The sequence below is a fragment of the Streptomyces sp. NPDC005648 genome (assembly GCF_040605395.1).
In the GTDB taxonomy this organism is placed as follows: Bacteria; Actinomycetota; Actinomycetes; order Streptomycetales; family Streptomycetaceae; genus Streptomyces.
This window is the reverse complement of record NZ_JBEXCS010000104.1, coordinates 14193-32952: the sequence shown is the minus strand read 5'-3', so window position 1 is coordinate 32952 and position 18760 is coordinate 14193. Positions and strand designations below refer to the sequence as shown.

The 18760-nt window shown below is 71.9% G+C and carries 16 protein-coding genes and 1 pseudogene; 6 read left to right on the top strand and 11 right to left on the bottom strand.

Translation table 11 applies throughout. The annotated features are described in order from the left end of the window. Positions 1 to 79 precede the first annotated feature (79 nt). From ABZT17_RS38330 to ABZT17_RS38320, 3 genes are all read right to left on the bottom strand, one after another. A complete protein-coding gene (locus ABZT17_RS38330; protein ID WP_356356228.1) occupies positions 80 to 1639 on the bottom strand; it encodes a carboxylesterase family protein in 1560 nt (519 codons plus the stop codon). Then, complete coding sequence (locus tag ABZT17_RS38325) at positions 1636 to 4101, bottom strand: glycoside hydrolase family 3 N-terminal domain-containing protein (RefSeq protein ID WP_356356226.1); 2466 nt, start codon at positions 4099 to 4101, stop codon at positions 1636 to 1638. The genes ABZT17_RS38330 and ABZT17_RS38325 overlap by 4 nt, the downstream gene beginning before the upstream one ends. Positions 4102 to 4420: 319 nt before the next feature. Then, a complete protein-coding gene (locus ABZT17_RS38320; protein ID WP_356356224.1) occupies positions 4421 to 6247 on the bottom strand; it encodes an RICIN domain-containing protein in 1827 nt (608 codons plus the stop codon). 373 nt (positions 6248 to 6620) lie between these two features. Between ABZT17_RS38320 and galU the strand changes: the two genes are divergently transcribed. After that, on the top strand, positions 6621 to 7589 hold the full coding sequence (galU, locus tag ABZT17_RS38315; protein ID WP_356356222.1) for a UTP--glucose-1-phosphate uridylyltransferase GalU: 969 nt from the start codon (positions 6621 to 6623) through the stop codon (positions 7587 to 7589). 121 nt (positions 7590 to 7710) lie between these two features. On the opposite strand, the gene ABZT17_RS38310 is transcribed toward galU, so the two are convergent. After that, a complete protein-coding gene (locus tag ABZT17_RS38310) occupies positions 7711 to 8148 on the bottom strand; it encodes a DUF4442 domain-containing protein (RefSeq protein ID WP_356356233.1) in 438 nt (145 codons plus the stop codon). 107 nt (positions 8149 to 8255) lie between these two features. On the opposite strand from ABZT17_RS38310, the pseudogene ABZT17_RS38305 reads away from it, so the two are divergent. Then, positions 8256 to 8678, top strand: a pseudogene (locus ABZT17_RS38305) (MFS transporter); the annotation flags it as partial. On the opposite strand, the gene ABZT17_RS38300 reads toward ABZT17_RS38305, so the two are convergent. The 3 genes from ABZT17_RS38300 to ABZT17_RS38290 form a co-directional block, all read right to left on the bottom strand. Further along, complete coding sequence (locus tag ABZT17_RS38300) at positions 8640 to 9431, bottom strand: fused MFS/spermidine synthase (RefSeq protein WP_356356232.1); 792 nt, start codon at positions 9429 to 9431, stop codon at positions 8640 to 8642. The pseudogene ABZT17_RS38305 and the gene ABZT17_RS38300 overlap by 39 nt on opposite strands. A gap of 160 nt (positions 9432 to 9591) precedes the next feature. Beyond that, the gene (gene tuf, locus ABZT17_RS38295; RefSeq protein WP_356356220.1) at positions 9592 to 10761 is read right to left on the bottom strand and encodes an elongation factor Tu; all 1170 of its coding nucleotides are present in this window, start codon (positions 10759 to 10761) and stop codon (positions 9592 to 9594) included. A 273-nt stretch (positions 10762 to 11034) separates the two neighbouring features. Then, on the bottom strand, positions 11035 to 11757 hold the full coding sequence (locus tag ABZT17_RS38290) for a DNA alkylation repair protein (protein ID WP_356356218.1): 723 nt from the start codon (positions 11755 to 11757) through the stop codon (positions 11035 to 11037). Between the two features lie 49 nt (positions 11758 to 11806). Here ABZT17_RS38290 and ABZT17_RS38285 point away from each other — a divergent pair, with 49 nt between their 5' ends. Further along, entirely contained in the window at positions 11807 to 12586 is a 780-nt protein-coding gene (locus tag ABZT17_RS38285; protein ID WP_356356216.1) for a VTT domain-containing protein, read from the top strand. 4 nt (positions 12587 to 12590) lie between these two features. Here ABZT17_RS38285 and ABZT17_RS38280 read toward each other — a convergent pair whose 3' ends face one another. Next, positions 12591 to 13760: a thiolase family protein gene (locus tag ABZT17_RS38280; protein ID WP_356356214.1), complete on the bottom strand. Its 1170-nt coding sequence runs from the start codon at positions 13758 to 13760 to the stop codon at positions 12591 to 12593. Positions 13761 to 13870: 110 nt separating this feature from the next. Here ABZT17_RS38280 and ABZT17_RS38275 point away from each other — a divergent pair, with 110 nt between their 5' ends. Further along, positions 13871 to 14341, top strand: coding sequence for a helix-turn-helix domain-containing protein (locus tag ABZT17_RS38275; RefSeq protein ID WP_356356213.1), 471 nt, complete (start codon positions 13871 to 13873; stop codon positions 14339 to 14341). A gap of 53 nt (positions 14342 to 14394) precedes the next feature. Here ABZT17_RS38275 and ABZT17_RS38270 read toward each other — a convergent pair whose 3' ends face one another. From ABZT17_RS38270 to ABZT17_RS38260, 3 genes are read right to left on the bottom strand one after another with little or no spacing between them, the layout of a single operon-like run. After that, complete coding sequence (locus ABZT17_RS38270) at positions 14395 to 15105, bottom strand: cupin (protein WP_356356230.1); 711 nt, start codon at positions 15103 to 15105, stop codon at positions 14395 to 14397. Next, complete coding sequence (locus ABZT17_RS38265) at positions 15102 to 16028, bottom strand: PmoA family protein (protein WP_356356211.1); 927 nt, start codon at positions 16026 to 16028, stop codon at positions 15102 to 15104. The genes ABZT17_RS38270 and ABZT17_RS38265 overlap by 4 nt, the downstream gene beginning before the upstream one ends. Continuing rightward, positions 16025 to 17203: a Gfo/Idh/MocA family oxidoreductase gene (locus ABZT17_RS38260; RefSeq protein WP_356356210.1), complete on the bottom strand. Its 1179-nt coding sequence runs from the start codon at positions 17201 to 17203 to the stop codon at positions 16025 to 16027. Before ABZT17_RS38260 ends, ABZT17_RS38265 begins: the two co-directional genes overlap by 4 nt. A gap of 352 nt (positions 17204 to 17555) precedes the next feature. On the opposite strand from ABZT17_RS38260, the gene ABZT17_RS38255 reads away from it, so the two are divergent. After that, on the top strand, positions 17556 to 18431 hold the full coding sequence (locus tag ABZT17_RS38255) for an undecaprenyl-diphosphate phosphatase (protein ID WP_356356209.1): 876 nt from the start codon (positions 17556 to 17558) through the stop codon (positions 18429 to 18431). A 137-nt stretch (positions 18432 to 18568) separates the two neighbouring features. Next, complete coding sequence (locus ABZT17_RS38250; protein ID WP_356356207.1) at positions 18569 to 18748, top strand: hypothetical protein; 180 nt, start codon at positions 18569 to 18571, stop codon at positions 18746 to 18748. Positions 18749 to 18760 lie beyond the last annotated feature (12 nt).

The following is an 18760-nucleotide window of genomic DNA, read 5'->3' as shown; positions in this document are numbered from 1 at the left end:
GGGCGGCCGGTGCGGCTGCTGTCCGGCGCGCTGCACTACTTCCGGGTGCACGGGGGCGCACGCCGGGAAGCCTACCGGGTCAGCTCCCCGAGGGGCTGTCCCAGAGGTCGCACCGGTGCTCCTGACGCACCGTGGCGCTGAGGGTGTTTCCTCCCTCGGCGGCGGTCTTCAGGGAGAGGACCACGCCCGGACCCGTGGGCATGGCGGGCTGTCCGGCGGCCCGCGGGACGCCGTCCCGTACGAAGGATCCCCAGTAGTCGATCATCTGCCGCGACAGCGTCCGCTGCTCCGCGTCGAACGGGCTCTCCAGTCCGAAGTGCTTGAAGAGGTACTGGACCTCGTTCACATGGGTCGCGCCGAAGTCGAAGTCCGTGTGCAGATTGCGCAGGGACGCGAAGGGCGGGGAGGTGCGGTCCGCGAACTCGTACGAGTAGAGGGGGCCGCGGGCGGCCAGGAGCCCGTCCAGCCGCAGCGCCGAGCAACTGAACACCGCGTCGCCCCAGGCGGTGGCGTAGGCGATGGTCGGGGTGGGGTAGTCGGAGAGCGGGTAGCGCCGCAGCGCCTCCTCGCCGAAGTTCTGGCGCATCAGGTCGGGGTACTGCTCGGCCGTGACCGGCGTACCGTTCAGGTCGAAGTCGCCGAAGGCGAACAGGCGGCCCTCGTCCTTGTTGGAGCCGTTGATCACCGGCACCCGGGACGCGGTCCCCCGCGCCATCGCCTGCTCCGGCTGAACCGGCAGGAACGCGCCGCCGGTCACCGGGCCCCAGTCGAAGTCGCCCTGGGCGTCGAGGATCTCGCGCGCCGGCTTGCCGCGCAGACAGGCGATCGTCGCGCAGCCGAGCCGCTGGGCGAAGTCGGCTCCCTCGGACACCGCGTCGGCGTGCGTACGCGCGCCGCAGTCGCCGTACGCGCCGCTCTCGATGACGGCCGCCCGGAACAGGCCCTTCGCCGTCGGCGAGGCCAGCTGGGTGCAGACGGAGCGGCCGCCCGCCGACTCGCCGGCGATGGTGACGCGGCCCGGATCGCCGCCGAAGCGGCCGATGTCGGACCGCACCCAGCGCAGGGCCGCCTGCTGGTCGAGCATCCCGAAGTTGCCCGAGACCCCGTCGCGCGCCTCGCGGTCGAGACCGGTCTCGGCGAGGAAACCCATCGCGCCGAGGCGGTAGTTGACGGTCACGACGACCGTGCCCGTCCGGCGCGCGAAGGTGTCGGGGACGACGTCCCGTCCGGCGCCCGCGGTGAGGCCTCCGCCGTGGAACCAGACCAGCACCGGACGTCGTTCGGACCCGTCGGGCACGTACACGTTCACATCGAGACAGTCCTCGGTGTACGACGGCCGGTCGTATCCGGGGTCCCAACTCGACGTCTGTACACACTTGTTGCCGAAGGCCCGCGCCGAACGCACCCCGTTCCAGGGGTGGACGGGCCGTGGGGCACGCCAACGGAGGGCGCCGACGGGCGGCTCGGCGTAAGGGATGCCGAGGAACTGCCGTCCTTCCGCGGTGGTTTCACCTCGCACGAGGCCGGCGTCGGTGCGAACGACCGGATCGTGGGCCGGGGTCGCCGCCCGCGCCGCGGGGACGGGGGCGAGAAGCGCCGCGGCGAGGGCCGTCAGGGCGACGGTGACGCGTCGTATCACTTGCCCACCTCCACGCTCGCCCGCAGCCGCAGATCACGTGAGGACGCCCCGACCCACACCCCGCGCAGGCCGGTCCCGAGCACCCAATCGTGACGCTTCGGGTCCCATGAGGACAATGTGCGTGCGGAGACCTCCACCGTGACCCGCCGCCGCTCGCCCGCCCTCAGCGTCAGCCGCTCGAAGCCGCCCAGCACGCGTACCGCCTGGTCGAGTCGGAGGTCGGGTGAGCGCCCGACGTAGACCTGCGGGACCGTGACTCCCGTACGCCGTCCGGTGTTGCGCACGTCGAAGGACACCTCCAGACCGCGTCGGGTGGGGCGCACCCGCAGGCTGTCGTAGGCGAAGGTGGTGTACGACAGCCCGTGCCCGAAGGGGAACAGCGGGCGCACGCCTTCCGCGTCGTACCAGCGGTAGCCGACGTGGATGCCCTCCGAGTACTCCTCGGTGCCGTCGACTCCCGGATAGCGGAGAGGGTTGTCGGCGACGGGATGGTGGTGGTCGTCGACCGGGAAGGACTGGGTGAGACGGCCGCCGGGGTCGCACTCGCCGTACAAAACGGCCGCGGTGGCCTCCGCGCCCTCCTGGCCCGGGTAGTACATCTGCAGCACGGCGCCGGTGCGCCCGAGCCATGGCATCGACGTGGCGGACGAGGTGTTGAGGACGACGGTGGTGCGCGGGTTGGCCGCCGTGACCGCCTCGATCAGCCGCTCCTGGTGACCGGGGAGGGCGAGGGTGCTCCGGTCCAGGCCCTCGGTGGCGTCCTCGTAGGCGAACAGGACGACGTCCCGGGCGACCCGAGCGGCCTTGACGGCCTCGGCGACGTCCTGCGCGCGGGTCGCGCCGGTGATCCGGCGCAGACGGAACAGCAGACCGGAGGCTCCGCCCTGCGCGCTGATCCGGAGGGTGTGGCCGCCCTCGGCGAGCGTGAGGGTCTTGCGGCGGACGGACAGTCCGTCGGGGGCGGTCGAGACCAGCCCGCCCGAGAAGTACTCGCCGAACCCGGCGGCCTGCGGGAACAGTTCGGTGCCGTCGAGCAGGACCTTGGGGCGGGCCGTGGGCGCGGAGGAGAAGTGCAGCACGAAGGTCCACTCGTCCGCCTCGGGGACGGTGAGCGTGCCGTCGTAGCTCCAGATCTTTCCGGCGCCGACCTGTTGGCCCTCGCTGTCGAGGGCGGGGCTGAGCGCGGACGCGGGGATCGCCTTGCCGAAGAGGTCCTCGCCGAGGGCGTAAGTGACCTTTCCGGCACGGGACTTGATGGCGTCCAAGGGGCTGTCGGCGTGGTCGGGGACGACATGGGCGCTGCCGCCGCCGCTGACGAAGGGCAGGCTGCCGGTCGGGCCGATCACCGCGACGGAGCCCCCGCGGGCGAGCGGGAGAGTGCGGTGTTCGTTGCGCAGAAGGGTGGCGCCCGCCTTGGCGACCTCCAGGGCGACGGCCGCGCCGGCCGCCGCGTCACGGGCGGGGCGCGGCGGGACGCTGCCGTCGAGCAGGCCGAAGCGGTCCATGACGGCGAGGACGCGGCGCACGGCCCGGTCGACGTAGCGCTCGGCCACGCTGCCGTTCTGCACGGCCGTCTTGAGGGCCGTGCCGAAGTAGGTGCCGTCGGGCATCTCCATGTCGAGTCCGGCGGTGAGGGCGGCGACCGTGCTGTGGGCGGCGAACCAGTCGGTCATCACCCAGCCCTCGAAACCCCACCGCTCACGCAGGATGTCGGTGAGCAGGGTCTTGTTCTCGCAGGCGAAAGTGCCGTTGACCTTGTTGTAGGCGCCCATCACGGCGCCGGCGCCGGCGTCGATCGCCGCCTCGAAGCCGCGCAACTCGATCTCGTGCATGGTCTGTTCGTCGACCCGTACGTCGATGGACATACGGTCCTGCTCCTGGTTGTTCATCGCGTAGTGCTTGACGGTCGCGATGAGGTGCTCGCCCTGGATGCCGCCGATCTCCGCGGCGACCAGCCGGGAGGCGAGCAGCGGGTCCTCGCTGAGGGTCTCGAAGTTGCGGCCCGCGTACGGGGTGCGGATGAGGTTGACCATCGGGGAGAGCAGCACGTCCTGGCCGAGGGCGCGGCCCTCACGGCCGACGACCTGGCCGTAGCGGCGGGCGAGGGAGGGGTCGAAGGCGGAGGCGAGCAGAGCGGGGGCGGGCAGGGCGGTGGCGTGCGCGGTGACGCGGACGCCGGCCGGGCCGTCGGTCAGGCGCAGGGGCGGGATGCCGAGGCGGGGCACCCCGGGGACGTAGCCCGCCTGGCCGAGCGAGGCGGGGTCGGTGGCACCGTGCAGAAGGGAGATCTTCTCGTCGAGGGTGAGTCTGGCGATGAGGCCTTCCACGCGGGGGCCGGCCCCTTTCTCCGGTCTCGCCTGCGCGTGAGCGGGAGGCACGAGACCGCCGGTGGCCGCGGTGGCGACGGCGATCGCGCCGCCCATCAGGCGCAGGGCGGATCGCCGGGAGACGGTGTCGGACATGAGCCGTCACTCCTTCGGTGTGCGGGCACGACGATGTGAACCGCTGGGGGTGCCCCCGTGGGGGAGCTTGCGACGGCATCGCGGGTCCTGCGTTCGGCTTCTGAACTCTCCTTGTGTCTCTGGTCACTTGACGACCCGTTGGACATCACCGGCGCGGCGGGAAAACTATGACCGCAGGTGACTCGTGTCAATCATGCGAACAGGAAACAGTGGAAACGCCGACAACAAACGAAGACGACAACAAACGATGACGGGGCGGCGGGAAACGCGGACGGGGCCGCCCTCGGTGGAGGGTGGCCCCGTCGGTGGATCCGGTCTCTCAGCGGAGCAGGGTGGTGAGGGGCGCCGTGACGCCGGCGAGCGGGGCCGTCACGGTGGAGACCGTGTCCAGCACGCCGGCGGGGGCGGTTCGCACCTCGTCGAGCGGGGTCGGCCGGGTCTCGTGGCCGACCTGGGCCATCCGCGTGCCGTACTGCTCGCCCTGCCCGCCCTGCTCGCCCTGCCCGGCCTCCTTCGGCCCGTCGGGACCGCCCTCGGGCGGTTCGGCGCCGGGCGGCTGCGTGGCGCCCGGCGGAGGGACGGGCTGTCCGGAAGGCGCACTCCCCTGTGGTGCGCCTTCCGGCCCGGCTCCGCCCGTCCCCTCCGCGCCCTGGGCGCCGGCGCCGCCCACTTCGAGCACCCAGCGCTGCCCGGCCGACCCGTCCCGCTCGGTGACGACGACGGACTTCTCCTTCCCGGGGGCGACCAGCAGCCCCTTCCCGCCGCGCAGCAGCAACTCGCCGCGCACGGTGAGGTCGTAGCGCACCTCCCCCGCGTGTACGACACAACCGGCCAGGACCACCGAGTGCCGGTCCGCTTCCGAGTCCAGGCACAGGGTCGGGTCGAAGCCACTGCGCAGCAGCCCGTCGTCCTGGTACGACCACTGCTGGGTCCCGGCGGCGGAGCAGGCAGCCAGTACGGCGTGCGCCCCGGAGACCACCCGGCCGCCGTCGACGTCGAGGCAGAGGCCGCTGCGCGCGGCCCGGAGCCTGCCGCGGCCGACCTCGACGGGCCCTCCGGCGGAGGCCGGCGACGGTGAGCCGACGGCCCGGGTCCCGCCGACGGGTTGCGCGGGGGCCAGGGTGCTGCCGCTGGGCGCGCCCCAGGTGGCGTGCGTACGCGGGACACCGTTCTCGTCGGACCAGCCCTTGGTCACCAGGACCGTGGCGAGAAGGACGAGGGCGGTGACACCGACACCCACGACGGCGGCCTTCGCCCTTCTGCCCGTGGGTCCGGGGCGATGACGGCCGCCGCCGGCCGGGCGGAGGCCGCCCTGCCCGGGCCGCACCGCCTGGCCATCGCCGCGTCCGGGGCGGGAGTCCAGGTAGCGCTGGGCACCCCAGCCGAGCACGGTCTCGGCGAGGAGCACGCCGAGTCCGCCCTCGAAATGGCTGAGCTGCTCGGCGGCGTGCCGGCAGTAGCGGCACGCCATCAGATGCTGCTGGACGTCCGGGAGCAGGGCGCCGCCCCTGCGGATCGGGACGTCGAGGAGGCGGTTGTAGAAGCGGCATTCCTTGCCGGGCGCGAGTTCCCGGTGGGCGCGAACGCAGCCCTGCCGGAATTGCTCACGCGCCTGCTCGAGCGCGGCCGCCGCGGTGGGCTCGTCCACCCCCAACAGAACGGCGGGTACGGATATGGGTTCCGCCTCGACCTCGACATGCCAGAGGAGGCATTGCGACGCCCCCGGAAGGGCGCGGAATGCGCGCTCGGCGAGCTGTCGCCTTTCGGGTGTCACGGAGCGTGCGGCTCGCAGTCCGCGACCGCCGGTCGGTTTGCCGAGTTCCGGCAGCACCACCGATATACGGTCGTCGGTCGCCCACTCCTTGACCGTGTCCCGTACGGCCGTGAGGAGCTGCGGCCGCAGCGCCCCGCCGGTCGGCCGGTCGAGCACCCGGTGGAAGGCCGCGGCCGCGACCATCGAGCCGGCACTCTCGGTGGTCGACAGACAGATGGCCGCGTACTCGCAGGTCGCCCGCCAGTGCCGGACCAGGAGCAGGGCGCCCGCCGGGCCCTGCCCCAGCTGCGCGACGAGATTGCGGTCGGACTCGGCCGGACCCGAACCGGGGCGCGGCGGATACGGCGGACGTGGGGGGTACGGGGATTGCACAGAACCAAATTCCTTCCAAGCCGCAGGAGGCGTGCGGAATGCACACGTCCACGGGAAAGCAGGTGCCTGATTGGTGCATACCTATGCGCGTCGGGTCTGGGACCGCTATAGGGCCGTTCACTTTCGCACAATTGGCGCACAGGAAACAAGGAGTTCGAGTGACTCATGTTCAAAACGAGGAAAGTTCAGATAAGTTACCGGCGGTATCCGCACCGGCATTCGATAACCATCGGCAGACAGGCCTCAACTTGTGTGCACCCAAAGACGGTTGGCACACGAAATCTCCAACATCTGACGCGCCGTCGCCGCACACACAGGGACCTCCGAGGTTTCTCCCGTGAAGCTCTCATCCCCGTGGGCCAGCATGGACCGCATGATCGCCCCCCACTCTTCGAGCGCCCCCGCCACCGCCCCCGCCACCGTCGCCGCCCGCACGGTCACCAAGGCCGTCGTCCCGGCCGCCGGCCTCGGCACCCGCTTTCTGCCGGCCACCAAGGCCACCCCCAAGGAGATGCTGCCGGTCGTCGACAAGCCGGCCATCCAGTACGTCGTGGAGGAGGCGGCCGCGGCCGGTCTGGACGACGTGCTCATGGTCACCGGCCGGCACAAGCGGGCCATCGAGGACCACTTCGACAACGCCTTCGAGCTGGAGCAGGCCCTCGCCGCCAAGGGCGACGCCGTACGCCTGGACGCGGTCCGTGACCCGGCCCGGCTGGCCAACATCCACCACATCCGCCAGGGCGAGCCGCTCGGTCTCGGCCACGCCGTGCTGTGCGCCCGCCGCCACGTCGGCGACCAGCCGTTCGCGGTCCTGCTGGGCGACGACCTGATCGACCCGCGCGAGACGCTGCTCAGCCGGATGCTGGACGTCCGCGACCGGTACGCGGGCAGCGTGGTCGCCCTCATGGAGGTACCGCCGGAGCAGATCCACCTCTACGGCTGTGCCGCCGTGACGGCGACGGGCGAGGAGGACGTGGTCCGCGTCACCGGGCTGGTCGAGAAGCCCTCACGCCAGGACGCGCCCAGCGCCTACGCCGTCATCGGCCGCTATGTCCTCGACCCGGCCGTCTTCGGCGTCCTCGAACGCACCGCGCCGGGCCGCGGCGGTGAGATCCAGCTGACCGACGCCCTCCAGGAACTGGCCGCGGGCGGCACCGTGCACGGCGTCGTCTTCGACGGCCTGCGCTACGACACCGGCGACAAGGCCGACTATCTGCGCACGGTCGTCCGGCTCGCCTGCGACCGCGACGATCTCGGCCCCGAATTCGTGGCGTGGCTCAAGGAGTTCGTGGCACGGCTGGAGAACGGGACGGACACCGCCCGCCGTCGGATCGCCGCTTGACGACTCGGTCTCGCCGCTCCGACAGCAGGTTGTCACCGACCGAGGCACCGGACTCGACGACCGACGGCACGGCGAGGGGCCCGGGGGCGGCATGCCCCGGGCCCCAACGTCAGGCCGGCGCTCAGCCGTTGGGCCGCAGCGTCCATACGACGGTCATCTCACCGGTGACGGCACCGTCCCCGCGGCGGATCTCGATCGACACCGGGAACTCGGGGCGCTCCCCCGCGTCCAGCTCCGCGACGACGTCGGCGGCCGGGCGGCCGAGGGTAGCGGTGGCCGTGACGGCACCCATCGCCAGCTTCTTGTACGCGATCTCGGCGCTGACGGCGAGCGGCACGGCCCGCGAGAGCTGGTCCCCGAAGGCGGCAAGGACGATCGTCCCGCTCGCGGTCTCCCCGAGGGTGAACATCGCGCCGGCGTGCGGACCGCCGACGTGGTTGTGGAACTCGCCCTGGTCGGGCAGGGCCACCACGGCCTTCTCCGGCGAGGTCTCCACGAACTCGAGCTTCAAGGTCCGGGCCATCGGCACGGTGGCGGCGAGCATCTCGCCGACGGACATCTGGTCTGCGCTCATGACGGCGATGTTACCCACGAGTAGCAGCGGGTGGCCAGATCTGTGCGGTGTCTGAAGGATCACGCCCGCCGCCCAGGACGCGCCGACCACGCCTGCTCGTCGGCACCCTGTGCGTCTTCCCGATGGCCCTGCCGTCGGCCGCGCTCGCCGTGCCGGCGCCCATCGGTGTCCTGTGCGCGGCGATGCTTCCGGCGGGGACGCTGGTGGAGGTGTTCGGGGTGAGCTGGATGACCGCGTTGCACCAGGAGATACCCGAGGAGAAGCTCTCGCGCGTCTCGGCCTACGACTGGTTCGGGTCCATCGCGCTCATGCCGGCGGCCACGGCACTGGCGGGCCCGGCGGAGGATGCCTTCGGGCGGACGGCCGCGCTGTGGGGCTGTGCGGCGCTGGTCGTGGTGGTCACGGCGGCGGTGCTGAGCGTGCCGGACGTACGCAACCTGCGCCGTCGTAGCGGGGACGTGGTCGTGGCCGGCGGTTCAGCCGATGCCGAACGCGCCGTCGGGGGGCTCGGGTGACGGTACGGCGTCCGCGTCCCGCACGGGTGGCGCGTCGCCGATGAACTCCCGTATGCCCGCGCCGTGTTCGACCCGGGCGGGAAAGGCGTCGGCGGCGGTGAGCCGGGCCAGGGCGGCCGTGTCGACGGGGTGGTGCGAGGCGACCAGGACGGCGTTGCCGAACCGCCGCCCGCGCAGCACCGCAGGCTCGGCGATCAGCACCAGCTCCTCGAACTCCGCCGCGAACGTGGCGAGTTGGGAGCGCAGAAAGCCGAACGGCGCGGCGTCCGCGAGGTTGGTCAGGTAGACGCCGTCGGCGCGCAGCACCCGCCCCGCCTGACGGGCGTAGTCGAGCGAGGTGAGATGGGCCGGGACCCGGGACCCGCCGAAGACATCGGCGACGATCGCGTCCGCCGAGTCGGAGGGGGCGGCTTCCAGCCAGGCGCGGGCGTCGGCGGCGTGCAGCGCGACACCGGAGCCGTCCGGCAGCGGCAGCTGCTCCACGACCAGCTCCAGCAGCCCCCGGTCGGCCTCGACGACGTCCTGCCGGGACCCGGGCCGGGTCACCGCCAGGTACCGGGGCAGGGTGAACGCACCACCACCGAGGTGCACCACGTCCAGCGCCCGCCCCGGACCGTCGACGAGGTCCAGGACATGCCCGAGCCGCCGCGCGTACTCGAACTCCAGATACTCCGGCTCGTCCAGATCGACGTACGACTGCGGCGCCCCGTCGACCGTCAGCAGCCAGGCCCGCTTCCGGTCCACGTCGGGCATCAGCTTGGCGAGGCCGAAGTCGGTGGTCCTGCTGACGGGGACGGGTTCGGTCGCTTCTCCGGTCACGAGTCCATTGTGCGGCCCGGCGGCGCCCCGCAAGGGACGCGGGGGACCGCGCGACCGGCCACAGCCGTCCCGCGGTCCCCCACGCACCTCAGCCTCACTCCACAGCGGTCACGGTCCCCGCCCCGACGGTCCGCCCGCCCTCACGGATGGCGAACCCGAGCCCCGGCTCCAGCGGAACCGCACGCCCGAGCTCGACGGCCATGGTGACCGTCTCCCCGGGCCGCACGACCGCCGCCGCACCGAGGTCGACGTCGCCGACCACGTCCGCCGTACGGATGTAGAACTGCGGCCGGTAGCCGGTCGACACAGGTGTCGTACGACCGCCTTCGCGCGTGGACAGGATGTACACCCGCGCCGAGAACCGCCGCCCGGGCACCACACTCCCCGGCGCCGCCACCACATGCCCGCGCCGGACGGCGTCCCGTGGAACGCCCCGCAGCAGCAGCGCCACGTTGTCCCCGGCCTGCGCCTCCTCCATCGGCTTGCCGAAGGTCTCCACTCCGGTGACCACGGTCTCGACGCCGGCGCCGAGCACCTCGACCCGGTCGCCCACGCGGACGACACCGCGCTCCACGGCCCCCGTGACCACCGTTCCGCGGCCGGTGATGGTGAGCACGTTCTCCACCGGCAGCAGGAACGGCGCGTCCACGTACCGCTCCGGCATGGGCACATAGGTGTCCACGGCGTCGAGCAGCGCCTCGATGGACGCCGTCCAACGCTGGTCGCCCTCCAGGGCCTTCAGCCCCGAGACCCGTACGACGGGGACCGCGTCGCCGCCGTAGCCGTGCGCGGTCAGCAGCTCGCGGACCTCCAGCTCGACGAGTTCGACGAGCTCCTCGTCCGCCGCGTCGGCCTTGTTGAGGGCCACGACCACGTGGTCGACGCCCACCTGCCGGGCCAGCAGCACGTGTTCGGCGGTCTGCGGCATGATCCCGTCGAGCGCGGAGACCACGAGGATCGCCCCGTCGAGCTGCGCGGCGCCGGTGACCATGTTCTTGACGTAGTCGGCGTGGCCCGGCATGTCCACGTGCGCGTAGTGCCGGGTGTCCGTCTCGTACTCGACGTGCGCGATGTTGATGGTGATGCCGCGGTCGATCTCCTCCGGGGCCCGGTCGATGCGGTCGAACGGCACGAAGGTGCCGGTGCCGCGCTCGGCGAGGACCTTGGTGATGGCGGCGGTGAGGGTGGTCTTGCCGTGGTCGACATGACCCATCGTGCCGATGTTGAGATGCGGTTTGGTGCGTACGTACGCCGTCTTGGGCATGGCTGGGTACCTCGAAGCCTCTGGTTGAGGAGAGATGGGGACCCCCGGGACTCGCCGACCCTCCCCTCGCGGGGTCCGCCGGACATTCCGGAGAGGGTCAGCTTCGGGCGCCGTCGACAGCGGCCAGGAGGATCGGGACGGCAGCCTTCGGTGCATCCGCGACCGCGGATGCTGCGAGGAGGAAGGCGTACCGGAACATGTCGTCGATCATCGCCGACGCGCGGCCCGGCGTCGAATGATTTATCGCGTCACGGCAGTTCGGGCCCGGCCGCCTCACGCCCCGATGTTCTTCAGCGCCTCCCGCACCGACAGCGGCGCGAACCGCCCCCGCTCGCGCGCCAGGAAGGCCCGTACGGCCTCCGGGTCGGTCTTGGCGTACTCCCGCAGCGCCCAGCCGATCGCCTTGCGGATGAAGAAGTCGGGGTGGCCGGACTGGCGCAGGCAGTAGGTGAACAGGCGGTCGGCGTCGGTGCGTTCCTTGTGGCGCAGCTGGTGGAGCAGGGCGGTGCGGGCGATCCACAGGTCGTCGTCGACGATCCAGGCGTCCATGTCCGCGGTGAGCGCCGGATCGGCCGTGACAAGGGCGCCCACGACATGGGCGGCCAGCAGGTCGACCGTGTCCCACCAGGAGACGGTGGCCACGAGGTGCCGGGCCACCGGCAGGAAGGCGGACGAGCACACGCGCGCGTGGCGGCGCAGATAGTCCACGGCGAAGTACTGGTACTCGCGTTCGGGCAGCGCCCAGCAGCGCAGCGCGATCGCGGTGCAGTCGGCCTCCTGGGGCCGGGGCAGGCCGGACACGACGGTGCGGGACAGGGCGCGGCGCACGGGTGTGGTGAGGCCGAGGAAGGGGGCCACGTCCTTCATGTACGCGCGCATCGGCGCGGCCCGCTCCGGGTCGGCCGCGCCGGAGTACACGACGGTGAGCCGATCCAGCACGGTGTCGGCGAGTGTGCTGAAGGGCACGTCCAAAATATCCGCACCTGTGACGCTCATGAGACGAACCATACGGCGATCACATATATCAATCCGTTACTGTCACGGGATGCTCGATGCCACCACCCGCTCTGGGGGCACCGCCACGGCCTCTCCCCGGGCCGCCGCCACGGAGCTCGCCCTCGCGGTGCCCGTGCCCGCCCCCGCCCCGCAGGGGCCCGGCGCGCGCTTCACGCGCGTGCTGCTCTCGCCCTGGTCGCGCCTGTCGCTGCTGATCGCCCTGCTCGCCGCCGCCGCCACGACCGTGCTGCTCTTCGAGCCGCAGCGGCTGCTGGCGGACGGCTGGCCACCGCAGTGGGGCGGTGCCGCCGCGGCCGTCGTGTTCGCGGGGGCGTACGGGCTGTGCACCGTGGCGTTCGTGCCCCGGCCGCTGCTGAACCTGGCAGGGGGCGCGCTGTTCGGCTCCCAGCTGGGCATAGGCACGACGCTCGCCGGCACGGTCCTCGGCGCCGGCCTCGCCTTCGGCCTGGGCCGGGTGCTCGGGCAGGACGCGCTACGGCCGCTGCTGCGGGGGCGGTTGCTGAAGGCCGCGGACGGACAGCTCAGCCGGCACGCGTTCCGCTCGATGATGGCGGCCCGGCTCTTTCCCGGGGTGCCGTTCTGGGCGGCCAACTACTGTGCGGCCGTCTCCCGGATGGGGTGGGTGCCGTTCCTCGTGGCGACGGCGCTCGGATCGATCCCGAACACCGCCGCGTACGTCGTCGCGGGTGCGCGAGCCTCCTCGCCCACGTCGCCGGCCTTTCTGATCGCCATGGCCTGCATCGCGCTGCCGGCGTTGGTGGGCACGGTGATCGCCTGGCGCAAGCGGCATCACCTCCGGGGCCACTGAGCCGCTACACGCGCTCCACGATCATCGCGTTGGCCATGCCGCCCGCCTCGCACATCGTCTGCAGGCCGTACCGCGCTCCCCGCGCGCGCAGGGCGTGCACCAGGGTCGTCGTCAGACGGGTGCCGCTCGCGCCGAGGGGGTGGCCGAGGGCGATCGCACCGCCGTGCACGTTGACCTTGCTCAGGTCGGCGCCCAGTTCCTGTTGCCAGGCCAGGACGACGCTGGAGAAGGCCTCGTTGACCTCGAAGAGGTCGATGTCGGCGAGGGTGAGGCCCGCCCGCCGCAGGACCTTCTCGGTGGCCGGGATGACTCCGGTGAGCATCAGCAGGGGGTCGGAGCCGGTGACGGCGAAGCTGTGGAGACGGGCCAGGGGGCGCAGGCCCAGGCGGGCCGCCGTGTCGCCGGACATGATGAGGACGGCGGAGGCGCCGTCGTTGATGGGGCTGGCGTTGCCCGCGGTGATGTTCCACTCGATCTGCGGGAAGCGCTCGGCGTAGCCGGGGTCGTAGTAGGCGGGCTTGAGGCCGGCCAGGATCTCGGGGGTGCTGGTGGGCCGGACGCACTCGTCGCGCACGAGGCCCTCAAGAGGCGCGGTCTCCGCGTCGAAGAGGCCCGCCTCCCAGGCCGCCGCAGCCTTCCGGTGCGAGGAGAGCGCGAAGTCGTCCAGGGCCTCGCGGGTCATGGACCACTTGGTGGCGATGAGCTCGGCACTGATGCCCTGCGGGACCAGGCCCTCCGGATAGCGCCGGGCGACACCGGGGCCGAACGGGTCGGTGCCGGGGAGCACCGCCGATCCCATCGGCACCCGGCCCATGGACTCCACCCCGCAGGCCACGACGATGTCGTACGCCCCCGCGAGCACGCCCTGGGCCGCGAAGTGCACGGCCTGCTGCGAGGAGCCGCACTGCCGGTCCACGGTGGTCGCGGGTACCGCGTCGGGGAAGCCCGCGGACAGGACGGCCTGCCGGGTGATGTTGACCGACTGCTCGCCGACCTGGGTGACCGTGCCGCCGATGACGTCGTCGATCAACGCCGGGTCGACACCGGAGCGTTCGACGAGGGTGCGCAGGGTGTGGGCGAGCAGCTCCACGGGGTGGACGTGCGCGAGGGCGCCGTTCGGCTTGCCCTTGCCTATCGGGGTGCGTACGGCTTCGACGATCACTGCGTCACGCATGGTGCGGGCCTCCACGACTTCACGATGACGGGCCTACCAGTGAGTAGGGAATCCAAACTCACCATAACGCAGTGAGTTGGAAAAACAAACCCTCCCCTAGAATGGCCGTCATGGCCGCCCCCAAAGACCCGCGCCCCTGTTCCATCGCCGACACCCTGGCGCTGGTCGGCGAGAAGTACTCGCTGCTCGTCCTGCGGGAGGTGTGTCTGGGCAACGGCCGCTTCGACCAGCTGGTGCGCAACATCGGCGCCCCGCGCGACATCCTGGCCGCCCGGCTGCGCCGGCTCGTCGAGGCGGGGATTCTGACCAAGCGCGTCTACAGCGAGCGGCCGCAGCGCTTCGAGTACCGGCCGACACCGGCGGGTCTGGAGCTGGAGCCGGTCCTGATGACCCTCAAGGAGTGGGGCGACCGGCATGTGCGGGGCGGAGTCGAGCTGCCCATGACGGTCGAGCACAGCTGCGGCCACGACCTGGTGCCGGTCGTCGTCTGCCGGGCCTGCGGCGACCCCGTCCGCCACGAGGACCTGACGGCCCATCCACGGGCCGAGGGCTGGACCGTCTCGGGACCGACGGCGGCCTGATCACCGGACCGACGGCGGCCTGATCACCGCCGCCCCCACAGTGGCGACCGATCTCAGTCGCCCTTGTAGACGTCCAGTCGCCCGCACATCCCGAACCTGCTGTACGCCGACGGCTGTTCGGCCCGTACGACGGCGTCGGCGAGGTAACCGGCGTCGCCCTGTCCGAGGCGGCCCAGCTGCTCCCCCGTGGCAGCTGCGGCCGCTTCGGCGCCCCGGCGCCAGCGCTCGCGCCACTCGGCGAGCCGGGGTCGTACCAGTGCCGCGGCGGCGCGGTGGAACGCGGCCAGCGGTCCGGGGCCGGCGGCGTCACGCAGGACGCGGTATCCCTCCAGGGCGAGGTCGCGGCGGGCGCGGGCCACCCGGGCCCGCTCCTCCTCCGGCGCGTCCGTGGGGATCGTGGTCGCGGCGGCGTACGTCTCGAGGTCCGTGAGGTACTCCGGCGGGAGCGTCAGTACGGCGTCGCCCGCCTCCGGCAGGCCGCTGTTCTGCATGAGGACGGTGATGCGCAGGCCGTCCTCGTTCACCAGCCGGTGGATGGTGCCCGGGGTGAACCAGGCGACCGTGCCGGCCACGAGGGGGGTGACCTCGTACCCGGACGTGGTGAGGGTCTGCACCGCGCCACGGCCGCCGGTGACGACGTACGCCTCCGAACAGGTCAGGTGCATATGGGGAGTTCCGCCGCAGACGCCGTCGGCGGCTGGCCAGTCGTAGACGGAGAGGTGCGAGAGGGCCACCCCGCCGGGCAGTCCGGTGAAGGTGTTCACCACGGATGCGCCTCCAGGTACTTGGCGATCTCCTCCCGCGACCAGGCGCCGTCGGCCACGACCACGCGGTAGCGGCGGGCGAGGGTGTCACCGGGGGCGAGTTCGAGTTCGTCGTGGAACGCCCAGGAGGGGGCCACGGCGGCGAACGGCTCGTTGCGCACGAACCAGTGGGCGGGGTGCGTCCCGCGGGAGCCGTCGTGGTCGTTCTCGGGGGCGTGCGCGAAGACGAGGGTGGCGTGGCCGTCGGTGCCGTCGTGTTCGCCGGAGTAGGCGAGCCAGGGGGCCTGTTCGCCCATCAGCGCGGGGCCCTCGGAGTCCGGGCCGATGATGCGGCCGTCCCGGAAGGCGCGCGGGCCCCGCCAGAACAGGCCGGTGTAGCCCGCGAGTTCACGGCCCGCCGTGGTCGGGCTGCCGAACAGCAGTGGTTCGTCACGGCGGTTGGTGACGGCGCTGGTCCAGGTCAGCGCCCAGGAACCGGACTCCCGGTCGACGTCGTGGATCTCGACCCGACGCTCCTCGTCGGCCCAGAGTTCACCGTTGTACGGGTGCCAGGTGAGCCGTTCCGCGATGACGGCCCGGTCCTCGTCGGCCGCCACCTCGTCGAAACCGACGTGCGCCATCGAACCGACGCGCTCGGGGAGAGCGAGGTAACCCTGCCCGTGGACATAGGAGTTGCCGCCCCACAGGTTGGCACCCGACAGATGGGAGGCGGTCAGCTGGAGGCCCTTGTGCCAGCGGTGGTCGTTGGGGCGGTAGTCGGTGACGACGTCGCCCGCCAGGGTCCGCAGCGGATGGATGTACGGCTTCGGGGACTCCCACGCCGCCTCGGGGGCGTAGACGTAGCTCAACAGCTCGACACCGGTGGACGGTTCGGTGACCGTGATCCGGTCGCCGAGGGCGTGGACGAGACGCAGGCCGGTCATGCGGACATCTCCTCAACAGGGGTGGGGGCCCAGCCCGGCGTGTTGCCGTGCATCGCCGTGTGGAACGGGTCACCGGGGCCGATCTCGCCGGCCTTCACCGTCACGTCCGTGAACGCCGACTTGTACAGCGCGGCGATCAGCTCCAGGCTGCCGCGCCCGTCCGCTCCGCTGCTGCGCGGCCGCTCCCCCGCCCGCATGCTCGCGACCAGCTCCCGCAACTGCTCCAGATGCGAACTGGGCACGTCCGCACCGAAGTTCCGCCAGGCGGCCACCTCGTCGCCCGGCACGTCCGGGGCGGGGGTGATTCGCCAGTCGGCGTTGCGGTGGCCGTACAGATGGGTCAGTTCGACGGTCGCGCGCTCGCAGTCGACGCGGATACGGCTGACCTCGTCAGGGCTGAGGACGCTGTTCACGATCGTCGCCAGGGCGCCGTTCCCGAAGCGGACCAGGGCGGTGGAGACGTCCTCGGTCTCCACGTCGTGCACCAGCCGCCCGGCCATCGCGCGCACCTCGCTCCACGGGCCGAGCAGGTCGAGGAGGATGTCCATCTGGTGGATGCCGTGCCCCATCGCGGGACCGCCGCCCTCGGTCGCCCAGCGGCCGCGCCAGGGCACGGCGTAGTAGGCGGTGTCCCGGTACCAGGTGGTCTGGCAGTGCGCGACGAGCGGCCGGCCGATCGCCCTGTCGGCGAGCAGTCGTCGTACGTGCCTGGCGCCCGAGCCGAAGCGGTGCTGGAAGACGATCGAGGCGTACGGGCCGCCGTCCTCGCCCTCCTCGGCCTGCACGGCGTCGTAGTCGGCGAGCGTCGGCATGGGAGGCTTCTCGCACCACACCCAGGCCCCGGCGCGCAGCGCGGCGATGGTCTGGTCGCGGTGCAGGGTCGGCGGGGTGCAGATGCTCACCAGGTCGGGGCGCTGCTCGCGCAGCATCCGTTCCATCTCGGTGTACGCGTGCGGGATCCCGGACGTCCGGCAGAACTCGTCGACGGCGTTGGCATCGATGTCGACGGCGGCGACGATCTCCGTCTCGCCCTCCTCCGCGAGCCTGGCCAGCGCGGGCAGGTGCGAGCCGCGCCCGATGGCGCCGATGCCGACGAGAGCGGCCCTGATACGGCGGCCCGCGAACGGGCCGGCGGAGGCCGGGGACGTCCCGGGTCGGGTCTCGGGCGTGGGCATGGACGCGATCAGCACTCCTCCGGGGACGACGAACCTACGAGGAGGATCGCCTAGCAAGCGCTTTCTCCTCTCAGTAACGTAAGCTCCGCGCCCACGCAAGGTCAACCACCCCTGACGGGGTACGCGGGGCTGACCCGCCGCCCGGGGCCCGCGGCTCGGGGGTGCGGGCGGAGATCGCCCCCGTGCCGAGTACCCCCCACGCCCGCGAAGCCGTGCGGGCGCCCGTGAAACCCCTGTGCCGGGGCTGTCGCCGCCGGACGCTAGGCTGCTTTGCACACCCTTGACCATCGAGCCCCGGGGGCGTGACGTTCCGTCGCGCCCGCCACCACGAGCACTTGGACGCCGTCACTTCATGTCTTGGTTTGAATCCCTCATCCTCGGGCTCGTCCAGGGGCTGACCGAGTTCCTTCCCGTCTCCTCCAGTGCGCATCTGCGGCTGACCGCGGCCTTCTCCGGCTGGGAGGACCCGGGTGCAGCCTTCACGGCGATCACACAGATCGGCACGGAGGCGGCGGTGCTGATCTACTTCCGCGAGGACATCGGGCGGATCGTCTCGGCGTGGTCGCGGTCGCTGGTCCACAAGGAGACGCGGGCGGACCACGACGCGCAGATGGGCTGGCTGGTGATCGTCGGCTCGATCCCGATCGGTGTGCTGGGGCTGCTGTTCAAGGACCAGATCGAGGGCCCCTTCCGCGATCTGCGCATCACCGCGACCATGCTGATCGTCATCGGCATCGTGATCGGCGTCGCCGACCGGCTGGCGGCACGGGACGAGACGGGCGGGCGGCACCGGGCGCCCAAGCAGCGCAAGACGCTGGAGAACCTGGGCGTGAAGGACGGCCTCATCTACGGTCTGTGCCAGTCGGCGGCGCTCGTCCCCGGCGTCTCCCGCTCCGGCGCCACGATCAGCGGTGGCCTGTTCATGGGGTACAGGCGTGAGGCCGCGGCCCGCTACTCCTTCCTCCTCGCGGTCCCGGCGGTACTGGCGTCCGGGCTGTTCGAGGTCAAGGACGCGATGGAGAGCGACCATGTGTCGTGGGGACCGACGCTGTTCGCGACGGTGATCGCCTTCGGGTGCGGATACGCCGTCATCGCGTGGTTCATGCGCTTCATCTCGACCAAGAGCTTCATGCCGTTCGTCTGGTACCGGATCGCGCTCGGCATCGTGATCATCGCCCTGGTCACGGCGGGCGTACTGAGCCCGCATGCGGCGGAGTCGGCGGAGTGACCGCCTTGCGGCCGCCCGGATCGGCTGATCCGTGGGTCAGTAACGGGCTTCGCGATCATGGAACCGTGACCAATGACATACGGGATGAGTAGCCACTCGGTAGCGCAGTGTCAGTGCTTGCCCCTAGGCTTGTCGGCATGTCCCCCGATTCCGTGGCCCCTGGTTCCGTGCGGTCTGCTGCCGAAGTGAATGAGCAGATCCGGGCGCTGTGGATGCGTGCGGGCGGCTCCCTTTCGGCCCAGGAGCGCGCGGAATACGAGCTGCTGGTGGTCGAATGGGCGGCCGCCATCCGGGGTGCCGTCATCAAGGCGGCCTGAGGCGGCCGGCCC

Excerpts from the sequence above, each read along its gene's own strand:
- ABZT17_RS38325 (WP_356356226.1), bottom strand. The coding sequence starts at position 4,101 with ATGTCCGACACCGTCTCCCGGCGATCCGCCCTGCGCCTGATGGGCGGC.
- galU (WP_356356222.1), top strand. The coding sequence starts at position 6,621 with ATGATCGCCCCCCACTCTTCGAGCGCCCCCGCCACCGCCCCCGCCACC.
- ABZT17_RS38310 (WP_356356233.1), bottom strand. The coding sequence starts at position 8,148 with ATGTCCGTCGGCGAGATGCTCGCCGCCACCGTGCCGATGGCCCGGACC.
- ABZT17_RS38300 (WP_356356232.1), bottom strand. The coding sequence starts at position 9,431 with ATGCCCGACGTGGACCGGAAGCGGGCCTGGCTGCTGACGGTCGACGGG.
- tuf (WP_356356220.1), bottom strand. The coding sequence starts at position 10,761 with ATGCCCAAGACGGCGTACGTACGCACCAAACCGCATCTCAACATCGGC.
- ABZT17_RS38290 (WP_356356218.1), bottom strand. The coding sequence starts at position 11,757 with ATGAGCGTCACAGGTGCGGATATTTTGGACGTGCCCTTCAGCACACTC.
- ABZT17_RS38285 (WP_356356216.1), top strand. The coding sequence starts at position 11,807 with ATGCTCGATGCCACCACCCGCTCTGGGGGCACCGCCACGGCCTCTCCC.
- ABZT17_RS38280 (WP_356356214.1), bottom strand. The coding sequence starts at position 13,760 with ATGCGTGACGCAGTGATCGTCGAAGCCGTACGCACCCCGATAGGCAAG.
- ABZT17_RS38275 (WP_356356213.1), top strand. The coding sequence starts at position 13,871 with ATGGCCGCCCCCAAAGACCCGCGCCCCTGTTCCATCGCCGACACCCTG.
- ABZT17_RS38265 (WP_356356211.1), bottom strand. The coding sequence starts at position 16,028 with ATGACCGGCCTGCGTCTCGTCCACGCCCTCGGCGACCGGATCACGGTC.
- ABZT17_RS38260 (WP_356356210.1), bottom strand. The coding sequence starts at position 17,203 with ATGCCCACGCCCGAGACCCGACCCGGGACGTCCCCGGCCTCCGCCGGC.
- ABZT17_RS38255 (WP_356356209.1), top strand. The coding sequence starts at position 17,556 with ATGTCTTGGTTTGAATCCCTCATCCTCGGGCTCGTCCAGGGGCTGACC.
- ABZT17_RS38250 (WP_356356207.1), top strand. The coding sequence starts at position 18,569 with ATGTCCCCCGATTCCGTGGCCCCTGGTTCCGTGCGGTCTGCTGCCGAA.